The organism is Cupriavidus sp. FW305-F7, from assembly GCF_058782875.1.
In genome coordinates, this window is record NZ_JBYSYC010000008.1 from 147,861 (window position 1) to 161,846 (window position 13,986).

At 67.6% G+C, this 13,986-nt stretch carries 13 protein-coding genes; 6 read left to right on the forward strand and 7 right to left on the reverse strand.

Going from position 1 to position 13,986, the window contains the following annotated elements; all coding sequences use genetic code 11:
• Positions 1–147: 147 nt before the first annotated feature.
• The 3 genes from AC3WL8_RS10115 (at position 148) to AC3WL8_RS10125 (ending at position 3,369) form a co-directional block, all read left to right on the forward strand.
• Positions 148–1,713 (forward strand): MDR family MFS transporter, encoded by a 1,566-nt coding sequence (locus tag AC3WL8_RS10115; protein ID WP_249221228.1) that lies wholly within the window; start codon positions 148–150, stop codon positions 1,711–1,713.
• Between the two features lie 80 nt (positions 1,714–1,793).
• On the forward strand, positions 1,794–2,438 hold the full coding sequence (locus AC3WL8_RS10120; protein ID WP_492378235.1) for a glutathione peroxidase: 645 nt from the start codon (positions 1,794–1,796) through the stop codon (positions 2,436–2,438).
• A 145-nt stretch (positions 2,439–2,583) separates the two neighbouring features.
• Positions 2,584–3,369: an oxygen-binding di-iron domain-containing protein gene (locus AC3WL8_RS10125; protein ID WP_492378236.1), complete on the forward strand. Its 786-nt coding sequence runs from the start codon at positions 2,584–2,586 to the stop codon at positions 3,367–3,369.
• Here the strand turns inward: AC3WL8_RS10125 and gstA are convergent, their stop codons facing one another.
• The 6 genes from gstA to AC3WL8_RS10155 form a co-directional block, all read right to left on the reverse strand.
• Entirely contained in the window at positions 3,370–3,996 is a 627-nt protein-coding gene (gene gstA, locus AC3WL8_RS10130) for a glutathione transferase GstA (protein ID WP_013955162.1), read from the reverse strand.
• A 144-nt stretch (positions 3,997–4,140) separates the two neighbouring features.
• Entirely contained in the window at positions 4,141–4,878 is a 738-nt protein-coding gene (locus tag AC3WL8_RS10135) for an aspartate/glutamate racemase family protein (protein ID WP_013955163.1), read from the reverse strand.
• Positions 4,879–4,909: 31 nt separating this feature from the next.
• Entirely contained in the window at positions 4,910–6,331 is a 1,422-nt protein-coding gene (hydA, locus tag AC3WL8_RS10140; RefSeq protein WP_492378237.1) for a dihydropyrimidinase, read from the reverse strand.
• Between the two features lie 4 nt (positions 6,332–6,335).
• Positions 6,336–7,064, reverse strand: coding sequence for a maleate cis-trans isomerase family protein (locus AC3WL8_RS10145; protein ID WP_114132353.1), 729 nt, complete (start codon positions 7,062–7,064; stop codon positions 6,336–6,338).
• Positions 7,065–7,134: 70 nt separating this feature from the next.
• A complete protein-coding gene (locus AC3WL8_RS10150) occupies positions 7,135–8,331 on the reverse strand; it encodes a serine hydrolase domain-containing protein (protein WP_492378238.1) in 1,197 nt (398 codons plus the stop codon).
• 104 nt (positions 8,332–8,435) lie between these two features.
• Entirely contained in the window at positions 8,436–9,734 is a 1,299-nt protein-coding gene (locus AC3WL8_RS10155; RefSeq protein WP_013955167.1) for an MFS transporter, read from the reverse strand.
• A gap of 188 nt (positions 9,735–9,922) precedes the next feature.
• Here AC3WL8_RS10155 and AC3WL8_RS10160 point away from each other — a divergent pair, with 188 nt between their 5' ends.
• From AC3WL8_RS10160 to AC3WL8_RS10170, 3 genes are all read left to right on the forward strand, one after another.
• Positions 9,923–10,669 carry a GntR family transcriptional regulator gene (locus tag AC3WL8_RS10160; RefSeq protein ID WP_492378239.1) on the forward strand — a complete coding sequence of 249 codons (747 nt, stop codon included), beginning with the start codon at positions 9,923–9,925 and terminating at the stop codon, positions 10,667–10,669.
• A 25-nt stretch (positions 10,670–10,694) separates the two neighbouring features.
• Positions 10,695–11,543 (forward strand): fumarylacetoacetate hydrolase family protein, encoded by an 849-nt coding sequence (locus AC3WL8_RS10165; RefSeq protein ID WP_013955169.1) that lies wholly within the window; start codon positions 10,695–10,697, stop codon positions 11,541–11,543.
• 269 nt (positions 11,544–11,812) lie between these two features.
• Positions 11,813–13,060: a M20 aminoacylase family protein gene (locus tag AC3WL8_RS10170; RefSeq protein ID WP_211980509.1), complete on the forward strand. Its 1,248-nt coding sequence runs from the start codon at positions 11,813–11,815 to the stop codon at positions 13,058–13,060.
• A 17-nt stretch (positions 13,061–13,077) separates the two neighbouring features.
• Here AC3WL8_RS10170 and AC3WL8_RS10175 read toward each other — a convergent pair whose 3' ends face one another.
• Positions 13,078–13,950 carry an AraC family transcriptional regulator gene (locus tag AC3WL8_RS10175; protein ID WP_492378240.1) on the reverse strand — a complete coding sequence of 291 codons (873 nt, stop codon included), beginning with the start codon at positions 13,948–13,950 and terminating at the stop codon, positions 13,078–13,080.
• Positions 13,951–13,986 lie beyond the last annotated feature (36 nt).

A 13,986-nucleotide genomic window follows, 5' to 3' on the forward strand; every position in this document is an offset into this window, starting at 1 on the left:
ACGATATTTGCTGGCCGCATATAATTATGCGTTCGCTGAATTAGGCCTCCCGCGATGGCGCCACGCCCCTCTCACGCGGTTCCTGGCCGATATTCCCTGCATTTGACGTTGCTTTCACCGCACACCGCTGCGGTCTCGTGCCTGCCCATGTCTTCCCCCTCTTCTGCCGCATCCGCCCGGGACACCACGCCGGCCCTGCCCGCCCACGACCATCGCGCCGTGATGCGGGTGATCGGCGGCATCGTGCTGTGCATCCTGCTGGCCGCGCTCGACCAGACCGTGGTGATCCCGGCGGTGCCGGCGATCGCCAATGACCTGAACGGCTTCAGCCACCTGTCGTGGATCGTGACGGCGTACCTGATCGTGTCGACGGTGACCACGCCGCTGTACGGCAAGCTGTCGGACAGTTTTGGCCGGCGGCGCCTGCTGATGGTGGCGATCACGCTGTTTATCGGCGCCTCGGTGGCATGCGCGCTGGCGCAGACGCTGGGCCAGCTGATCCTGTTCCGCGCGCTGCAGGGCGTGGGCGGCGGCGGCCTGATGTCGCTGGCGCAGGCGGCCATTGCCGATGTGGTGGCGCCGCGCCAGCGCGGGCGTTACCAGGGCTACCTGGCCACGGTGTGGGCGGTGGCGTCGATCGCCGGGCCGCTGGTGGGCGGCTGGGTCTCTGACCATATGTCGTGGCGCTGGCTGTTCTGGGTCAACGTGCCGCTGGGCCTGCTGGCGATGTTGATGTGCTACCGCGGGCTGGCCATGCTGCCGCCGCGTGGCGGGCGTGCGCGCGTGGACTGGCCGGGGGCGCTGCTGCTGGCGGTGGCCATCGTCGCCTTCCTGCTGGCGATGAGCTGGGGCGGCGACGTCTACGACTGGCTCTCGCCAGAGCTGGGCGCCCTGCTCCTGGCCGCCGTGGCCGCCGTGGTCCTGCTGACCTGGCAGGAGCGCCGCGCCGCGGACCCGATGCTGCCGCCGCGCCTGTTTGCCAACCGTGCCTATGTGATGGGCGTGGCCGCCTCGGCGCTGGCCGCGCTCGATATCTTCCTGTGCATCTTTGCCCTGCCCCTGCACTTCCAGCTGGTGCGTGGCGCCGATGCATCGACCTCCGGCCTGCTGGTGATGCCGTTCCTGCTGGCCACCGTGGCGGGCAACTTTATCGTCGCGTGGTTGGCGCCCCGCGTGGGCCGCATGCGCGGCATCCTGACGGGCGGCTATATCGCTGCCGCGCTGGGGCTGATCGTGCTGGCGCTGGTGACCCCCGCGATGCCGTTGGCCGTGGTGCTGGCGGCGATGACGCTGGCCGGCGTGGGCCTGGGCATGACCATGGTGTCGACGCTGATCAGTGTGCAGAACGTGCTCGAGCGCCGCGATACCGGCGCCGGCACCGGCGCGCTGCTGGTGCTGCGCTCCCTAGGCAGTGCGATCGGTGGGGCGCTGGCTGGTACGCTGCTGACGCTGGAATTCCGCCATGCGCTGGCGGCATCGGGGGTCACGCAGGCGCTGGACCTGGGCGCGCTGCGCCACGGCAGCGAGGCCTTTGCGCAACTGTCGCCGTCCGTGCGCGCGGTGCTGGCGGGCGGCGTAGAGTCGGGCTTCCACCTGATCTTTGCCGCGGGCGCGGCGGCGGCGGTGCTGGCACTGCTGATCGTGCGCCGCATGCCGGACCTAGAGCTGCGCGGCAGCGTCACCGAACACGCCGCCACGCTGGCGATGGATTGAGCCGGCCTGCCGGAAAGCCGCTACCGGCGTAGACTATGGCGTACCCGATACAGCGAGCCGCCTTCCGGAGCCTCATCGCCATGACTCGTCGTTTCCCCTCGTCCGCCACACTCCGACAACTGCGCCCGGCCGCCCTCGCCGGCGCGCTGGCGCTGGCCGCTGCCGGCGCCGCGCTATTGCCGCACCCTGCCCGCGCCGCCGACAAGCCGGCCGCCGCGCCTGCACCGCAGGCAACAGGCGCCTGCCCGGCGTCGCTCAACTTCAAGTTCCCGCGCCTGCAGGATGAAGCCCCGCAAAACCTCTGCCAGTACGCGGGCAAGGTCGTGCTGGTGGTCAACACCGCCAGCTACTGCGGCTTCACGCCCCAGTACGAAGGGCTGGAGGCGCTCTACAGCAAGTACCGTGACCGCGGCCTGGTCGTGCTGGGCTTCCCGTCGAACGATTTCTCGCAGGAGCCCGGCTCGGAGAAGCAGATCGCGGACTTCTGCTACAACACCTACGGCGTCAAGTTCCCGATGCTGGGCAAGTCGCACGTGCGCGGCAGCGAGGCCAACCCGATGTACGCGCTGCTGGCGAAGGAAACCGGCACCGCGCCCAAGTGGAACTTCTACAAATACCTGATCGGTCGCAACGGCCAGGTGGTGGGCAGCTACAACAGCAAGACCACGCCTGACGACAAGCCGTTCGTCGCCAAGATCGAAGAACTGCTGGCCAGCCCGCGCTGACGCGCGCGACGCCCGGCCGGGGTGTACACCCCTGACGACAGTCCGGCCGCTGGGGGGCGCGTGTTCCCTCCCCCATTGATTTGCATCAAGTTTGCAACGGGATTCGCTGAGTAACGTCGCCGCTTGCGACGAGCGGAGCGAGGCAATGGGAATCACGTTGTACGACGGGGACGGGCACACTTGCCTGATGTTCACCGACCTGGTCGAGGAAGCGCATGGCGAAGCGGTGCAGACCAACCAGTTCCTGGTCGTCGACCACGGGCATGGCGCGCTGATCGATCCCGGCGGGCAGATGACCTACAGCGAGCTGTATCTCACCATCAGCCGCTACTTTCCGCCCAAGCAACTCGACTACGTGCTGGCTTCGCATGCCGATCCGGACATCGTCGCATCGGTCGGACGCTGGCTGACGGGCTCTGACTGCCGCATCTTGATTTCCAGCGTGTGGGCGCGCTTCCTGCCGCATTTCTGCCAGGCCGGCAAGACGGCAGGGCGCATCGTGACGATTCCCGATGCGGGCATGCATATCCCGCTCGGGCACAGCTCCCTGGTCGCGGTGCCAGCGCACTTCCTGCATTCCGAAGGCAATTTCCAGTTCTACGATCCGATCAGCAAGATCCTGTTCTCGGGCGATCTCGGCGCGGCCATGACAGGCGCCAAAGCGGCCGGCACCACGGTGACGGATTTCGATGCGCATACTCGCCTGATGCTGCCGTTCCACCAGCGCTACATGAGCGGCAGCCGCGCGTGCCGGCTGTGGGCAGCCATGGCGCGGTCGATGGATATCGAATGGATCGTGCCGCAGCACGGGCCGTCGTTTCGCGGCAAGCACATGGTGGCGCGCTTTATTGACTGGATCGACGCGCTGGCGTGCGGGCTGGACCTGCTGACGCAGGACCACTATCGCGTGCCCGCACCCGCCATGCGCTGATCAGTCGCGCACGAGCCCTTCGGCGCGCATGGCTTCCTGCACCGCCGGCCGCGCGGCGATGCGCGACAGGTAGTCCTGTAGAGTGGGGTATGCCGTCAGCGGCATCATCAGCATGCGGGCCCAGCCTAGGATGGTGAAGCAGTAGGCGTCGGCCACGGTAAAGGTGTCGCCGGTCAGGTACTGGCGGCCCTGCAGGTGCTTGTCGAGCTCAGCAAAGCGCAGTTGCAGCTTGGCCTTGCAGGCCTCTACCGTGCTCTGCGCGGTTTCCTTGTGCCACAGCCACGGGCTGAAGACCTTGTGCAGTTCCGTTGAGACCAGCGTGATCCAGCCGGTGGCTTCCAGCCGCTCGCGCGTGCCCGCGGCGGGCAGCAGCGCGCGTTCGGGCACCAGGTCGGCGATGTATTGCAGCAGCGATGCCGCTTCGGTATGGCGCGAGCCGTCGTCGAGCTGCAGCAGCGGCACGTAGCCGCGCGGGTTGATGGTGTAGTAGTCGTCGGTGCCGTTTTCAGGCACGGCCAGCTTGTGGTGGAGCAGGTCGACTTTGGCCAGCGTGACCGGCAGGCCGGCTTCGCGCAGGGCGATATGGACGGCCATCGAGCAGACGCCCGGAGTGTAGTAGAGCTTCATTGCGATCCTGTAGTGGTTGCCTGGCCGCCACGCCATGCGGCGGCCGTGCAGGCAGTCTAGGATCGCCCCCCTTATGCAGCAATGCGCGTCCTTGCGGACGCGCATTGCAGATTTGCACAGGGCTCAGTTTGCGCTCGGTTGCGCTCAGTCGAGCAGCTTTGCCAGCGCCGGCGGCAGGCCGGCATTGGGCTTGCGCGGCGGCCGCGCGAAGCTGCCCTGCGTGGCGCTGCCGGCGCGCAGGGCCACCAGCGATTCGCAATGCCGCACCGCGCTCGACACGCCATCCACCACCGGCACCGGGATGCGCCCTTGCAGCGAGCGTGCCAGTCCCGCCAGCGGCGCGCCGGCGACGATGATCACGTCGGCGCCGTCCTGCTCGATGGCTTGCAGGGCCAGTTGTTCCAGCCGCGCGGCATGGTCTTCCTGCACGCTGCCGATATCGCGCAGGGGCTCCTGCAGCGAACGCACGCTGGCCAGCCGCGACGACAGGCCGTTGGCCGCCACGCATTCGCGGTACCACGCCTGGATGCGGTGCGAGATCGCGATGATGGAGAAGCGCTGCCCCAGCAGGCAGGCGCTGGCCAGCGCGGCTTCGGTCATGCCGACGACAGGGACGTCGAACAGCTCTTTCAGGCCGGCCAGGCCGGGGTCGCCGAACGCGGCGACCACCAGGCCGTCGAACTGGCCGGCGTGTTCCGCGGCGGCGCAGGCGGTGGCATAGCCGCCGACCAGCGCCTCGAAGCGGGTTTCGATATAGGCCACGCCGAAGGCCGCGGTGGCCATCTGCAGCGTGGTGGTGGCGGCGGCGGTGCGCCGCGCTTCCGCCTCGATCAGCGCCGTGACGGATTCGCTGATATTGGGATTGACGATCAGGAGTTTCATGGTCGGAGTAGGTTGGCTGCAGGCTTGGCGATCAGCCCAGCATCGGCGCGCCCGCCGGCAGGAACTGCCCGCGGCCGGCCTGGGGTTCCTGGTACTGGCCATCGCGCACCAGCATCTCGCCGCGCGAGAAGCAATGCACCGGCCAGCCGGTCACTTCGATGCCTTCGTACGGCGTGTAGTCCACCGCGTGGTGCAGCGCGCTGTTGCGGATCTGCACGCGCTTGTTCGGGTCCCACAGCACGATGTCCGCATCCGCGCCGATGGCGATGGTGCCCTTGCGCGGATACAGGCCATACAGCCGTGCCGGCCGCCACGAGGTCAGCTCGACAAACTGGTGCAGCGACAGCTTGCCGCGCGCCACGCCGTCGAACAGCAGCGGCAGGCGCGTCTCGATGCCCGGCACGCCGTTGGGGATATGCTCGAACGAAGGCCGCTCGCCGCCCGGCTGCTTGCCTTGCGGGTCGTCATAGCGGAACGGTGCATGGTCTGACGAGAACACGCTGAACACGCCATTGGTCAGCGCGCGCCAGACCGCGGCCTGGTTCTCCGGGTCGCGCGGCGGCGGGCTGCACACGCACTTGGCGCCTTCGTAGCCGTCGTCGCCGGGCAGGGCCATGTCGTCTGCGGTCAGGTACAGGTACTGCGGGCAGGTCTCGGCCAGGATCTGCAGCCCCCTGCCCTGTGCCCAGCGGATCTGCTCGATCGCTTCCTTGCCCGAGACATGCACGATCAGGATCGGCACGTCGACCAGTTCGGCAAAGGTGATGGCGCGGTGCGTGGCCTCGCGCTCCACCGCGGCGGGCCGTGCCAGGCCGTGGAAGCGCGGTGCGATGCGCCCTTCCCCGACCAGCTTGTCGGTCAGCCACGAGATGCAGTCGGCGTTCTCGGCATGCACCATCACCAGCGCGCCGTTCTGTTTGGCGACGTCCAGCACCGACAGCATTTCGCGGTCGGACAGCTTTAGGTCGTCATAGGTCATGTAGACCTTGAACGAGCTGTAGCCCTTGCGGATCAGCGTCGGCAGTTCATCGGCCAGCACCGCCGGCGTGGGGTCGGCCACGATCAGGTGGAAGGCGTAGTCGATCACCGCGCGGCCTTCGGCGCGGCGATGGTAGTCCGCCACGGCAGCCTTGAGCGATGCACCCTTTTCCTGCGCGGCAAACGGGATCACGGTGGTGGTGCCGCCGCACACCGCGGCACGCGTGCCGGTGAAGAAGTCGTCGGCCATGCGCAGGCCGTCGGGCATGGGCTGGTCGAGGTGGCAATGGCCATCGACGCCGCCGGGCAGCGCCAGCAGGCCATCGGCATCGATCTCGCGCGCGGCTTGCGGCAGCGCGTGGCCGAGCGCGACGATCTGCCCGTTGCGCACGCCGATATCGCAGCGGAAGCGGTCAGAGGCAGTGACCACGTCCGCGCGCCGGATCACCAGGTCGAGGCTCTCGTGAGCGGACATCGGCTTACTCCACTTCGCGGAACAGGCGGCCCCAGCCGCGCAGCTCGCGCGTGTCCACGCCGCACAGGCGCAGCGACTTCCACACCACGGTGGAGATGGTGTCGTACAGCGGAATGCCGGTTTCGGCTTCAAGTTCTTCGGCCAGGTGCGCGGCGCGCAGGTTGGTGCAGAAGGTGGTGATGGCCTGCGGCTGGTGCTGGGCCAGGCCGCGCACCATCTCGCGGATGGTGTCTTCCTCGACCTCGGCGAAGCTGTAGTTCACATGCAGGTCCAGGTGGCTCTCCGCCACGCAGTGGAAGCCGCTGCGCTCGTAGTTGGCGATGATGCGCTGCTGCACATCGTCCAGGTACGGCGTGGCCAGGCCGAAGTTGCGCGCGCCGGTCTTTTCCAGGATCTCGTTGAGCGCCAGCACCGAGGTGGTGGCCGGGATGCCGGTGGCTTCGGTGATCTGCTTGCACAGCGCTTCATCCTTGTCGAAGCCAAGCCAGCCGGAAGAGGTGCCGTTCCAGGCGATGACATCGACGCGCGCATCGGCCAGCAGACTGGCGGCGGCCAGGATCTTGTCCAGGTTGAACTGGCCCAGGGCCTGGTCGCGCAGCGAGATCTCGGTCACGGTGAAGCGCGAGAAATGCGCGCTGACGTTGGGCAGGCCGCTGACCATGGCGCTGGTGATCGGTTCGAGCGCCGTGTTGGAAGACGGGGTCAGCATGCCGAGGCGGATTTGCTTGGTCATTTCAGTCATTCTCAGGAGTGAGCGGGCGCCGTCCGCCTGGATATGCCGGGGGCGGCGCCGCTTCGGTTGTTTATTGTTCGGGTTTGTCGTTGAAGGCGAGGGCGGTGCCGGGTACGCCCTGGCTGCTGCGCGCCAGTTCCAGTTCCTTGCGCAGTGCAGCCTGGCGCGCGGCGTCGGGCTTGACCGACTTGCCGGCCTGCAGCGCGGGCAGCACGTAGTCATTGACCATGCGCCGGTACAGGTCGAGGTACGCCGCATCGCGCAGGCCGCCTTGCGTGGACATGATGCTGTTCATCACGATCACCGCGTTCTGTTTCGGCAGCACCGTGATGAACTGGCCCTTGTAGCCCATCGCGCTGAATTCGCGCTCACTCTGCACGATGTTGTTGACCCAGCAGTAGAAGCCATAGTCCTTCGCCGGACCCGCAGGCGTGGTCATGCGTGCGACCCACGAGGCCGGCACGATCTGCTGCCCGTTCCAGCGACCTTCGTTCAGCATCAGCATGCCGAGCTTGGCCATGTCGATGGAGCGCAGCCGCAGGCCCCAGCCGCCCGATACCGCGCCCTTGCCGTCGGCGCCGTCCCAGCGGTAGTGGCTCATGCCGAGCGGGCCGAACAGGCGCGCCTTGGCGTACTGGTCTTCGGGCTGCCCGGCGGCCTGCGTGACGGTGGCGCCGACCAGCACGGGATTGACGTCGATATAGTCGAACTCGGCGCCGGCCTTGGTGCGCACCGCGGCGGTCGCCGCCACGCGCAGGCGGTCCGGCACGCCGTAGTGGAGCGTGTCGGTGCCTTCCACCAGCTTGTACGACAGGCCGCTGGACATCGACATCAGGTGGCGCAGCTGGATCGCCTGCTTGTCTGCCAGTGCCGGGGCGAGGTCGGGGCGCGCTGCCGCCAGGCGCTGCGCGGGTGTGTCTTCGGCGCTCAGCTTGCCGTCGCCGACCAGCGTGCCGACCAGCAGGGCGCTGATGAACTTGGTGACGGAATACAGCTCGTGGTTGTAGTCGCGCGACAGGCCGTCGCCATAGCGCTCGAACACCAGCTTGCCGTCCTTGATGACGAGCAGGCTGCGTACGTCGAGCTTGTCGCGGCGGATCCATTCGGACAGTGCGACGAGTTTTGCTGAATCGACGCCGACGGCTTCGGGTTGTGCGGTCGGCAGTCCATCACCGGCAGGTGCCGATGGCGCTGCCGGCGCGGCGTGCGCCTGCGCTGCGCCCAGCACGAGCAGGGCGGCTGCCAGCATACGTGGGAAGCGGTTCATGACATGTCTCCTCCACCGCTGCGCCGGTAGCGGCCGGCGCAGCGTGTGTGGTTTGCCTTGCATGAGGCAATGTTTGAGTGTGGGTCCTTGGGTTGCGCAGCGGATCAGACCGGGATCTTGGTCTCGTAGTCGATCGCGGTGGAAGCGAACAACAGACCCACGCCGGCTGCCGCGAAGAACATCAGCGCCAGGAAGTAGGAGCCCGTGGCCTGCACGATCAGGCCAACGATGATCGGCACGCTGATGCCGGCGATATTGCCGCCCAGGTTCATCAGGCCGCCCAGGAAGCCAATCTTGTTGCGGGTGGCCAGCATCGACGGCACGGACCAGAACAGGCCGCACCAGCGCAGGAAGAAGAGGGTGGAGGAGAGCAGCGCCACCACGGCCACCGCGTCGGTGACATAGGCCACCGAAAAGATCGACACGGTGGCGACCACGGCCGCAATGCCGAACAGCGTGCGCATCACCACGTTGGGGCGGCCGCCGGCTTCCTTCCACTTGTCGGCGATCCAGCCGCCGACGAGTTCGCCGACGAAGCCGCTCATGAAGATGATGAAGCTTGCGCCGCCCATCGTCTTGAGGTCAAAGCCGCGGGCCTTGCTCAGGTAGGTCGGCATCCAGGTGAGCAGGCCGTAGAAGACGGCGTTGAAGCACATCCAGCTGATGGCCATGCACCACACCGAGCGGTACTTGAAGAAGTCGAGCGAACGGCCGGACAGGTTGGCCGGCTCGGCGCTGTGCTCGCGTGCTTGTGCTTCCTCGATGTGGCGCGCTTCGAGTTCATTGACGCCGCTGTGTTCGCGCGGCGAATTGCGGATGTACCACCACGCCACGAAGCCGGCGAGCACGGTGCCGACGCCGGCCACCACGAACGACATGCGCCACGAGCCGAGCTCGCTGATCAGCCCGGCAATGATGAGGGAGCCGAGCGCTGCGCCCAGCGGCGCGCCGCCGTCAAGCAGCGTGGCGCCGCGACCGCGTTCGTTCTGCGTCATCCAGATGGCGTTGAGCTTGCCGCCGGCCGGGTAGATCGGCGCTTCGGAGGCGCCCAGCCCGAGCCGGGTGATCAGCAGCGAGGTGGCGTTGGTGCAGACCGCCGCGATCGCCTGGAAGAAGCCCCAGAACACGGTGGCGCAGGCAATCACGATGCGCGGCTTGTACTTGTCGGCCAGCATGCCGCCCGGGATCTGCATGAAGGCGTAAGTCCAGAAGAAGGAGCTGAGGATCAGCCCCTGCATGGCGGGACTGAGGTCGAACTCCTTGGCGATCAGTGGCATGGCCACCGACAGCGAGGCGCGGTCAATGTAATTGATCGCGACGAGGAACAGCATCATCAAAAAAATCTTCCAGCGCACCGAGGTCTTGGCCTCTGTGATCACTGTCGCCCGGCTTGTCGTCTCCATGACGGCGTCTCCTGTTTTAGTCCTTGGGTGAGGCAGTTCTGTTGGCGTTTTGCGCAACAGGTCGGAGTATAGGATACGTAATCTGTAATTACAACGCGTGTAAGTCATTGATTTTGCGATATTGCGCATGCACAATTTTGGTATGTGGTAGCCTTGTCGTGGTGCATTTCCCCATTCTGGTGACGTCTGTGACACAAACGCTTTCCCAAACCACGCGCCTGCGCACGCTCGGCATGTCGGCCGAAATCGCCGCCCGGCTGCGCACCATGATCGAAGAGGGCGAACTGCCGCCCGGCGCGAGGATCGATGAACGGGCCTTCTGCGAGACCTTCGATGTCTCCAAGACGCCTCTGCGCGAGGCGCTGAAGGTGCTGGTGTCCGAGGGGCTGGTGCTGCACCGGCAGTACATCGGCTACCGCGTGGCGCCGCTGGACCTGGAGGAGTTGCGCGCCACCTTCGAGACCCTGCACGGGCTGGAGGCGCTGGCGGGCGAACTGGCCGCGCAGCGCCTGGGCGTGGCGGCCATGGCCAAGCTGGAGCGGCGCCATCTGGCCATGATCGATGCGCATGCCGCCGGCCGGCGCACCGACTATTTCCGCATCAACCAGGAAATCCACCAGCTGATCATCGACGGCGCCGCCAATCCGGTGCTGGCCGGCGTCTATGCCGCGCTGATGAGCAAGGTGCACCGTGCGCGCGGTGCGGCCAATGCCGATACCATCCGCTGGCAGGAGTCGCATGAGGAACACGAGGCCATTATGGCCGCGCTGCGCGAACCCGGCCGGCCGCGCCTGGCGCAGGTGTTGCGCGCCCACTCCGAGAACACCGCCAAGGAAGTCCTGAGCGTGGTGGCGCAGACCCTGGCCGAAGCCGGCGCAACCGGCGCATCTGGCGCATCTGGCGCATCTGGCGCCGCGCTCAAGAAATCCGCCTGAACAACCCCTGAAGACAACGACGACGATGAAACTGGTTCGAGTAGGCAACCCCGGCGCCGAGCGCCCGGGCATGATCGATGCGCAAGGCCGCGTGCGCGACCTGTCCGGCGTGGTGGCCGATATCGGCGCGGCGCAGCTGGCGCCGGCGGCGCTGGCGCAGTTGGCGCAGGTGGACCCCGCGTCGCTCCCGGTGATCGAGGGCGCACGCTATGGCGTGCCCTGGAGCGGAGTCGGCAAGATCGTGGCGATCGGCCTGAACTATGCCGACCACGCCGCCGAGGCCGGCATGCCGCTGCCGGCCGAGCCGATCGTGTTCCTGAAGGCCAACAGCTCGCTGAATGGTCCCGACGACGCGGTGATGCTGCCGTTCGGCTCGGAGAAGACCGACTGGGAAGTCGAGCTGGGCGTGGTCATCGGCAGCACCGCGCGCAATGTCTCGCGCGAAGCGGCGCTGAACCACGTGGCCGGCTACTGCGTGGTCAATGACGTGTCGGAGCGCGAGTTCCAGATCGAGCGCGGCGGCACCTGGGACAAGGGCAAGGGCTGCGACACCTTCTGCCCGGCCGGCCCGTGGCTGGTGACGCGCGACGAAGTGCCGGACCCGCAGGCGCTGGGCCTGTGGCTGGAGGTCAACGGCGAGCGCGTGCAGAAGGGCAGCACCGCCACCATGGTCTTCGACGTGGCCACCGTGGTCAGCTATGTCAGCCGCTTCATGACGCTGCTGCCGGGCGACCTGATCGCGACCGGCACGCCGCCGGGCGTGGGCATGGGCTTCAAGCCGCCGCGCTTCCTGAAGGCCGGCGACACCATGCGCCTTGGCGTGGACGGGCTGGGCGAGCAGACGCAGCAGGTGGTGCCCTACGGCGAGCGCTGAGGGCAGGGCCGTGGCAGCGCGTCACCCTTCGGGGTGACGCATGCCGGCAGCGCTGCTGCGGGCAAATACACCATCCGCAATGGTTCCCCATCGATACGCTTTCACACAAAGCGTTGGGTTTCCATACAAAGCGTACGATTAGGGCAACAGTTCCGGTGCCGAAACGGGCCCGATTACATGGTTTTACAGGTAAACGCACACTTAGCGTTTCGCTAGCGTTTTCTGCGTGAAATACTGGTTATACAGGTTTCGCCAGAGAGCAAAACACCATGTCTGAGCACGCCCCCGAAATCGAGTCCTACCTCGGCACCACCCTCACGGCGTCTCCCGCGTCGCCACTCAAGCACCGGTACTGCGCGCTGGCCGACACCCTGGACAGCCGCGCTGAACTCGAAGTCATCCGGCGCAATATCCACCAGCATCCCGAACTGGCCTTCGACGAGGTCCGCACCTCAGGCCTGGTCGCCAGCCTGCTGGAGGCGTGGGGCTATACGGTCACGCGCGGCGTGGGCGGCACCGGGGTGGTGGGCACCCTGCGCTGCGGCGACAGCGGGCACAGCGTGGGCATCCGCGCCGACATGGACGCCTTGCCGATCCACGAGCGCACCGCACTGCCATACGCCAGCGTCAATGCCGGCCGCATGCACGCCTGTGGCCACGACGGCCATACCGCGATCCTGCTCGGCGCGGCAAAGCAACTGGCGTGCACGCGCAACTTTGATGGCACCGTGCACCTGATCTTCCAGCCGGCCGAGGAAATCGGCGCGGGCGGCGGCGCCGAGCGCATGCTGGCCGACGGGCTGTTCGAGCGCTTTCCCTGCGATGCGATCTTCGGGCTGCACAACCATCCGGGGGTGGAGCAGGGCAGTTTCCTGTTCCGCTCGGGCCCCTTCATGGCGGCGTGCGACACGGTCACCATCACCATCCGCGGCAAGGGCGGCCACGCCGCGCGCCCGCACCAGTCGGTCGATCCGATCCTGGTCGCAGGCAGCCTGGTGATGGCGCTGCAGTCGGTGGTGGCGCGCTATGTCGACCCGAACGAGACCGCAGTGGTGACGATCGGCACGCTGCACGCCGGCCACGCGCCTAATGTGATCCCGGACAATGCGCGCATGGAGATCAGCGTGCGCTCGTTCAACCCCGAGGTGCGCGCATCGGTGGAGAACCGCATCCGCCAGCTGGCCACCTCGCACGCCGAGGGCTACGGCGCGGTGGCCGAGGTCGACTACGTGCGCGGCTACCCGGTGCTGGTCAACAGCGAGCGCGAGACCGAGTTCGCGCGCCAGGTGGCCGAGGAGCTGGTCGGCGCCGACAAGGTGGTGGACCAGGCCGCGCGCATTGCCGGCAGCGAGGACTTTGCCTACTTCCTGCAGCAGCGCCCGGGCTGCTTCGTGCGGCTGGGCAACGGCGCCAACCAGCCGCTGCTGCACAACGCCGGCTACGACTTCAACGACGATAACCTGACCGTCGGCGCGGCCTACTGGACGCGGCTGGTGGAGCGCTACCTGGCGCGCTGACCGGCCCGGCGCCCCGCTCAGCGGAAGAACGCACTTGGCGGCACGCCGAACTGCCGCCTGAACATGGTCGCAAACGCGCTCGGGCTGTCGTAGCCCAGGTCCAGCGCCACATCCACCACCTTGCTGCCGGCAGCCAGCTTCTCCAGCGCCGCCAGCAGGCGCGCCTGCTGGCGCCATTGCCCGAAGGTCATCCCGGTTTCACGCGCAAAGCGGCGCTGGATGGTCTTGGGGTCCACCCCCAGCCGTGAACCCCAGTCCGCCAGCGTCAGCGCCGTATCGGGCGCGCCGGTGATGGCATCGCAGATCTGCCGCAGGCTGCCATCGGCCGGGCGCGGCAGGTGCAGCGGCAGCGACGGCACCAGCATCACTTCATCGAGCAACAGCCGCATCAGCCGCGCGTCGCGCGTGTCGGGGGCGTAGGGCAGGGGGATGTCGATCGCCGCCAGGATCAGCTCGCGCAGCAGCGCTGAGATGCCCAGGACGGTGCAGCGCTGCGGCAGGTCGGGCGCGGCATCGGGGCGGATATAGGCGGTGCGCATCTGCACCCGGCCGACCATGCGGATCCAGTGCGTGGTGCCGCCCGGCATCCACATGCCGCGCGTGGGCGGCACGATCCACTGGCCTTCGGCGGTGGCCACCACCATCACGCCGTGCACTGCATGGATCAGCTGCGCGTGCGGATGCTGGTGCGGGTTGGTCACGTGGCCGGGCAGGTAGTCGGCGGCCATGGCGGTGACGGGCAGGGGGCTGCGGTCGAAGCGGACGTAGGGCGGGGGCTCGGCGTAGGTGTCGCCCAGCGCCAGCGTCTCGGGCGTGGGGGCGGGGGGCGCATGCTGGTCGCGGCGGCGGGCCGCGCCGGAAGCAGAAAGGGGGCGAGGGGCGCGCGGCATGTCCTTTTCTCCAAGGTTGCGGACCTATTCTCGCAG

Coding starts and splice junctions, on each gene's coding strand:
- gstA (WP_013955162.1), bottom strand. CDS start 3,996: ATGAAGCTCTACTACACTCCGGGCGTCTGCTCGATGGCCGTCCATATC.
- AC3WL8_RS10125 (WP_492378236.1), top strand. CDS start 2,584: ATGGGAATCACGTTGTACGACGGGGACGGGCACACTTGCCTGATGTTC.
- AC3WL8_RS10145 (WP_114132353.1), bottom strand. CDS start 7,064: ATGACCAAGCAAATCCGCCTCGGCATGCTGACCCCGTCTTCCAACACG.
- AC3WL8_RS10150 (WP_492378238.1), bottom strand. CDS start 8,331: ATGAACCGCTTCCCACGTATGCTGGCAGCCGCCCTGCTCGTGCTGGGC.
- AC3WL8_RS10120 (WP_492378235.1), top strand. CDS start 1,794: ATGACTCGTCGTTTCCCCTCGTCCGCCACACTCCGACAACTGCGCCCG.
- AC3WL8_RS10170 (WP_211980509.1), top strand. CDS start 11,813: ATGTCTGAGCACGCCCCCGAAATCGAGTCCTACCTCGGCACCACCCTC.
- AC3WL8_RS10175 (WP_492378240.1), bottom strand. CDS start 13,950: ATGCCGCGCGCCCCTCGCCCCCTTTCTGCTTCCGGCGCGGCCCGCCGC.
- hydA (WP_492378237.1), bottom strand. CDS start 6,331: ATGTCCGCTCACGAGAGCCTCGACCTGGTGATCCGGCGCGCGGACGTG.
- AC3WL8_RS10135 (WP_013955163.1), bottom strand. CDS start 4,878: ATGAAACTCCTGATCGTCAATCCCAATATCAGCGAATCCGTCACGGCG.
- AC3WL8_RS10155 (WP_013955167.1), bottom strand. CDS start 9,734: ATGGAGACGACAAGCCGGGCGACAGTGATCACAGAGGCCAAGACCTCG.
- AC3WL8_RS10115 (WP_249221228.1), top strand. CDS start 148: ATGTCTTCCCCCTCTTCTGCCGCATCCGCCCGGGACACCACGCCGGCC.
- AC3WL8_RS10165 (WP_013955169.1), top strand. CDS start 10,695: ATGAAACTGGTTCGAGTAGGCAACCCCGGCGCCGAGCGCCCGGGCATG.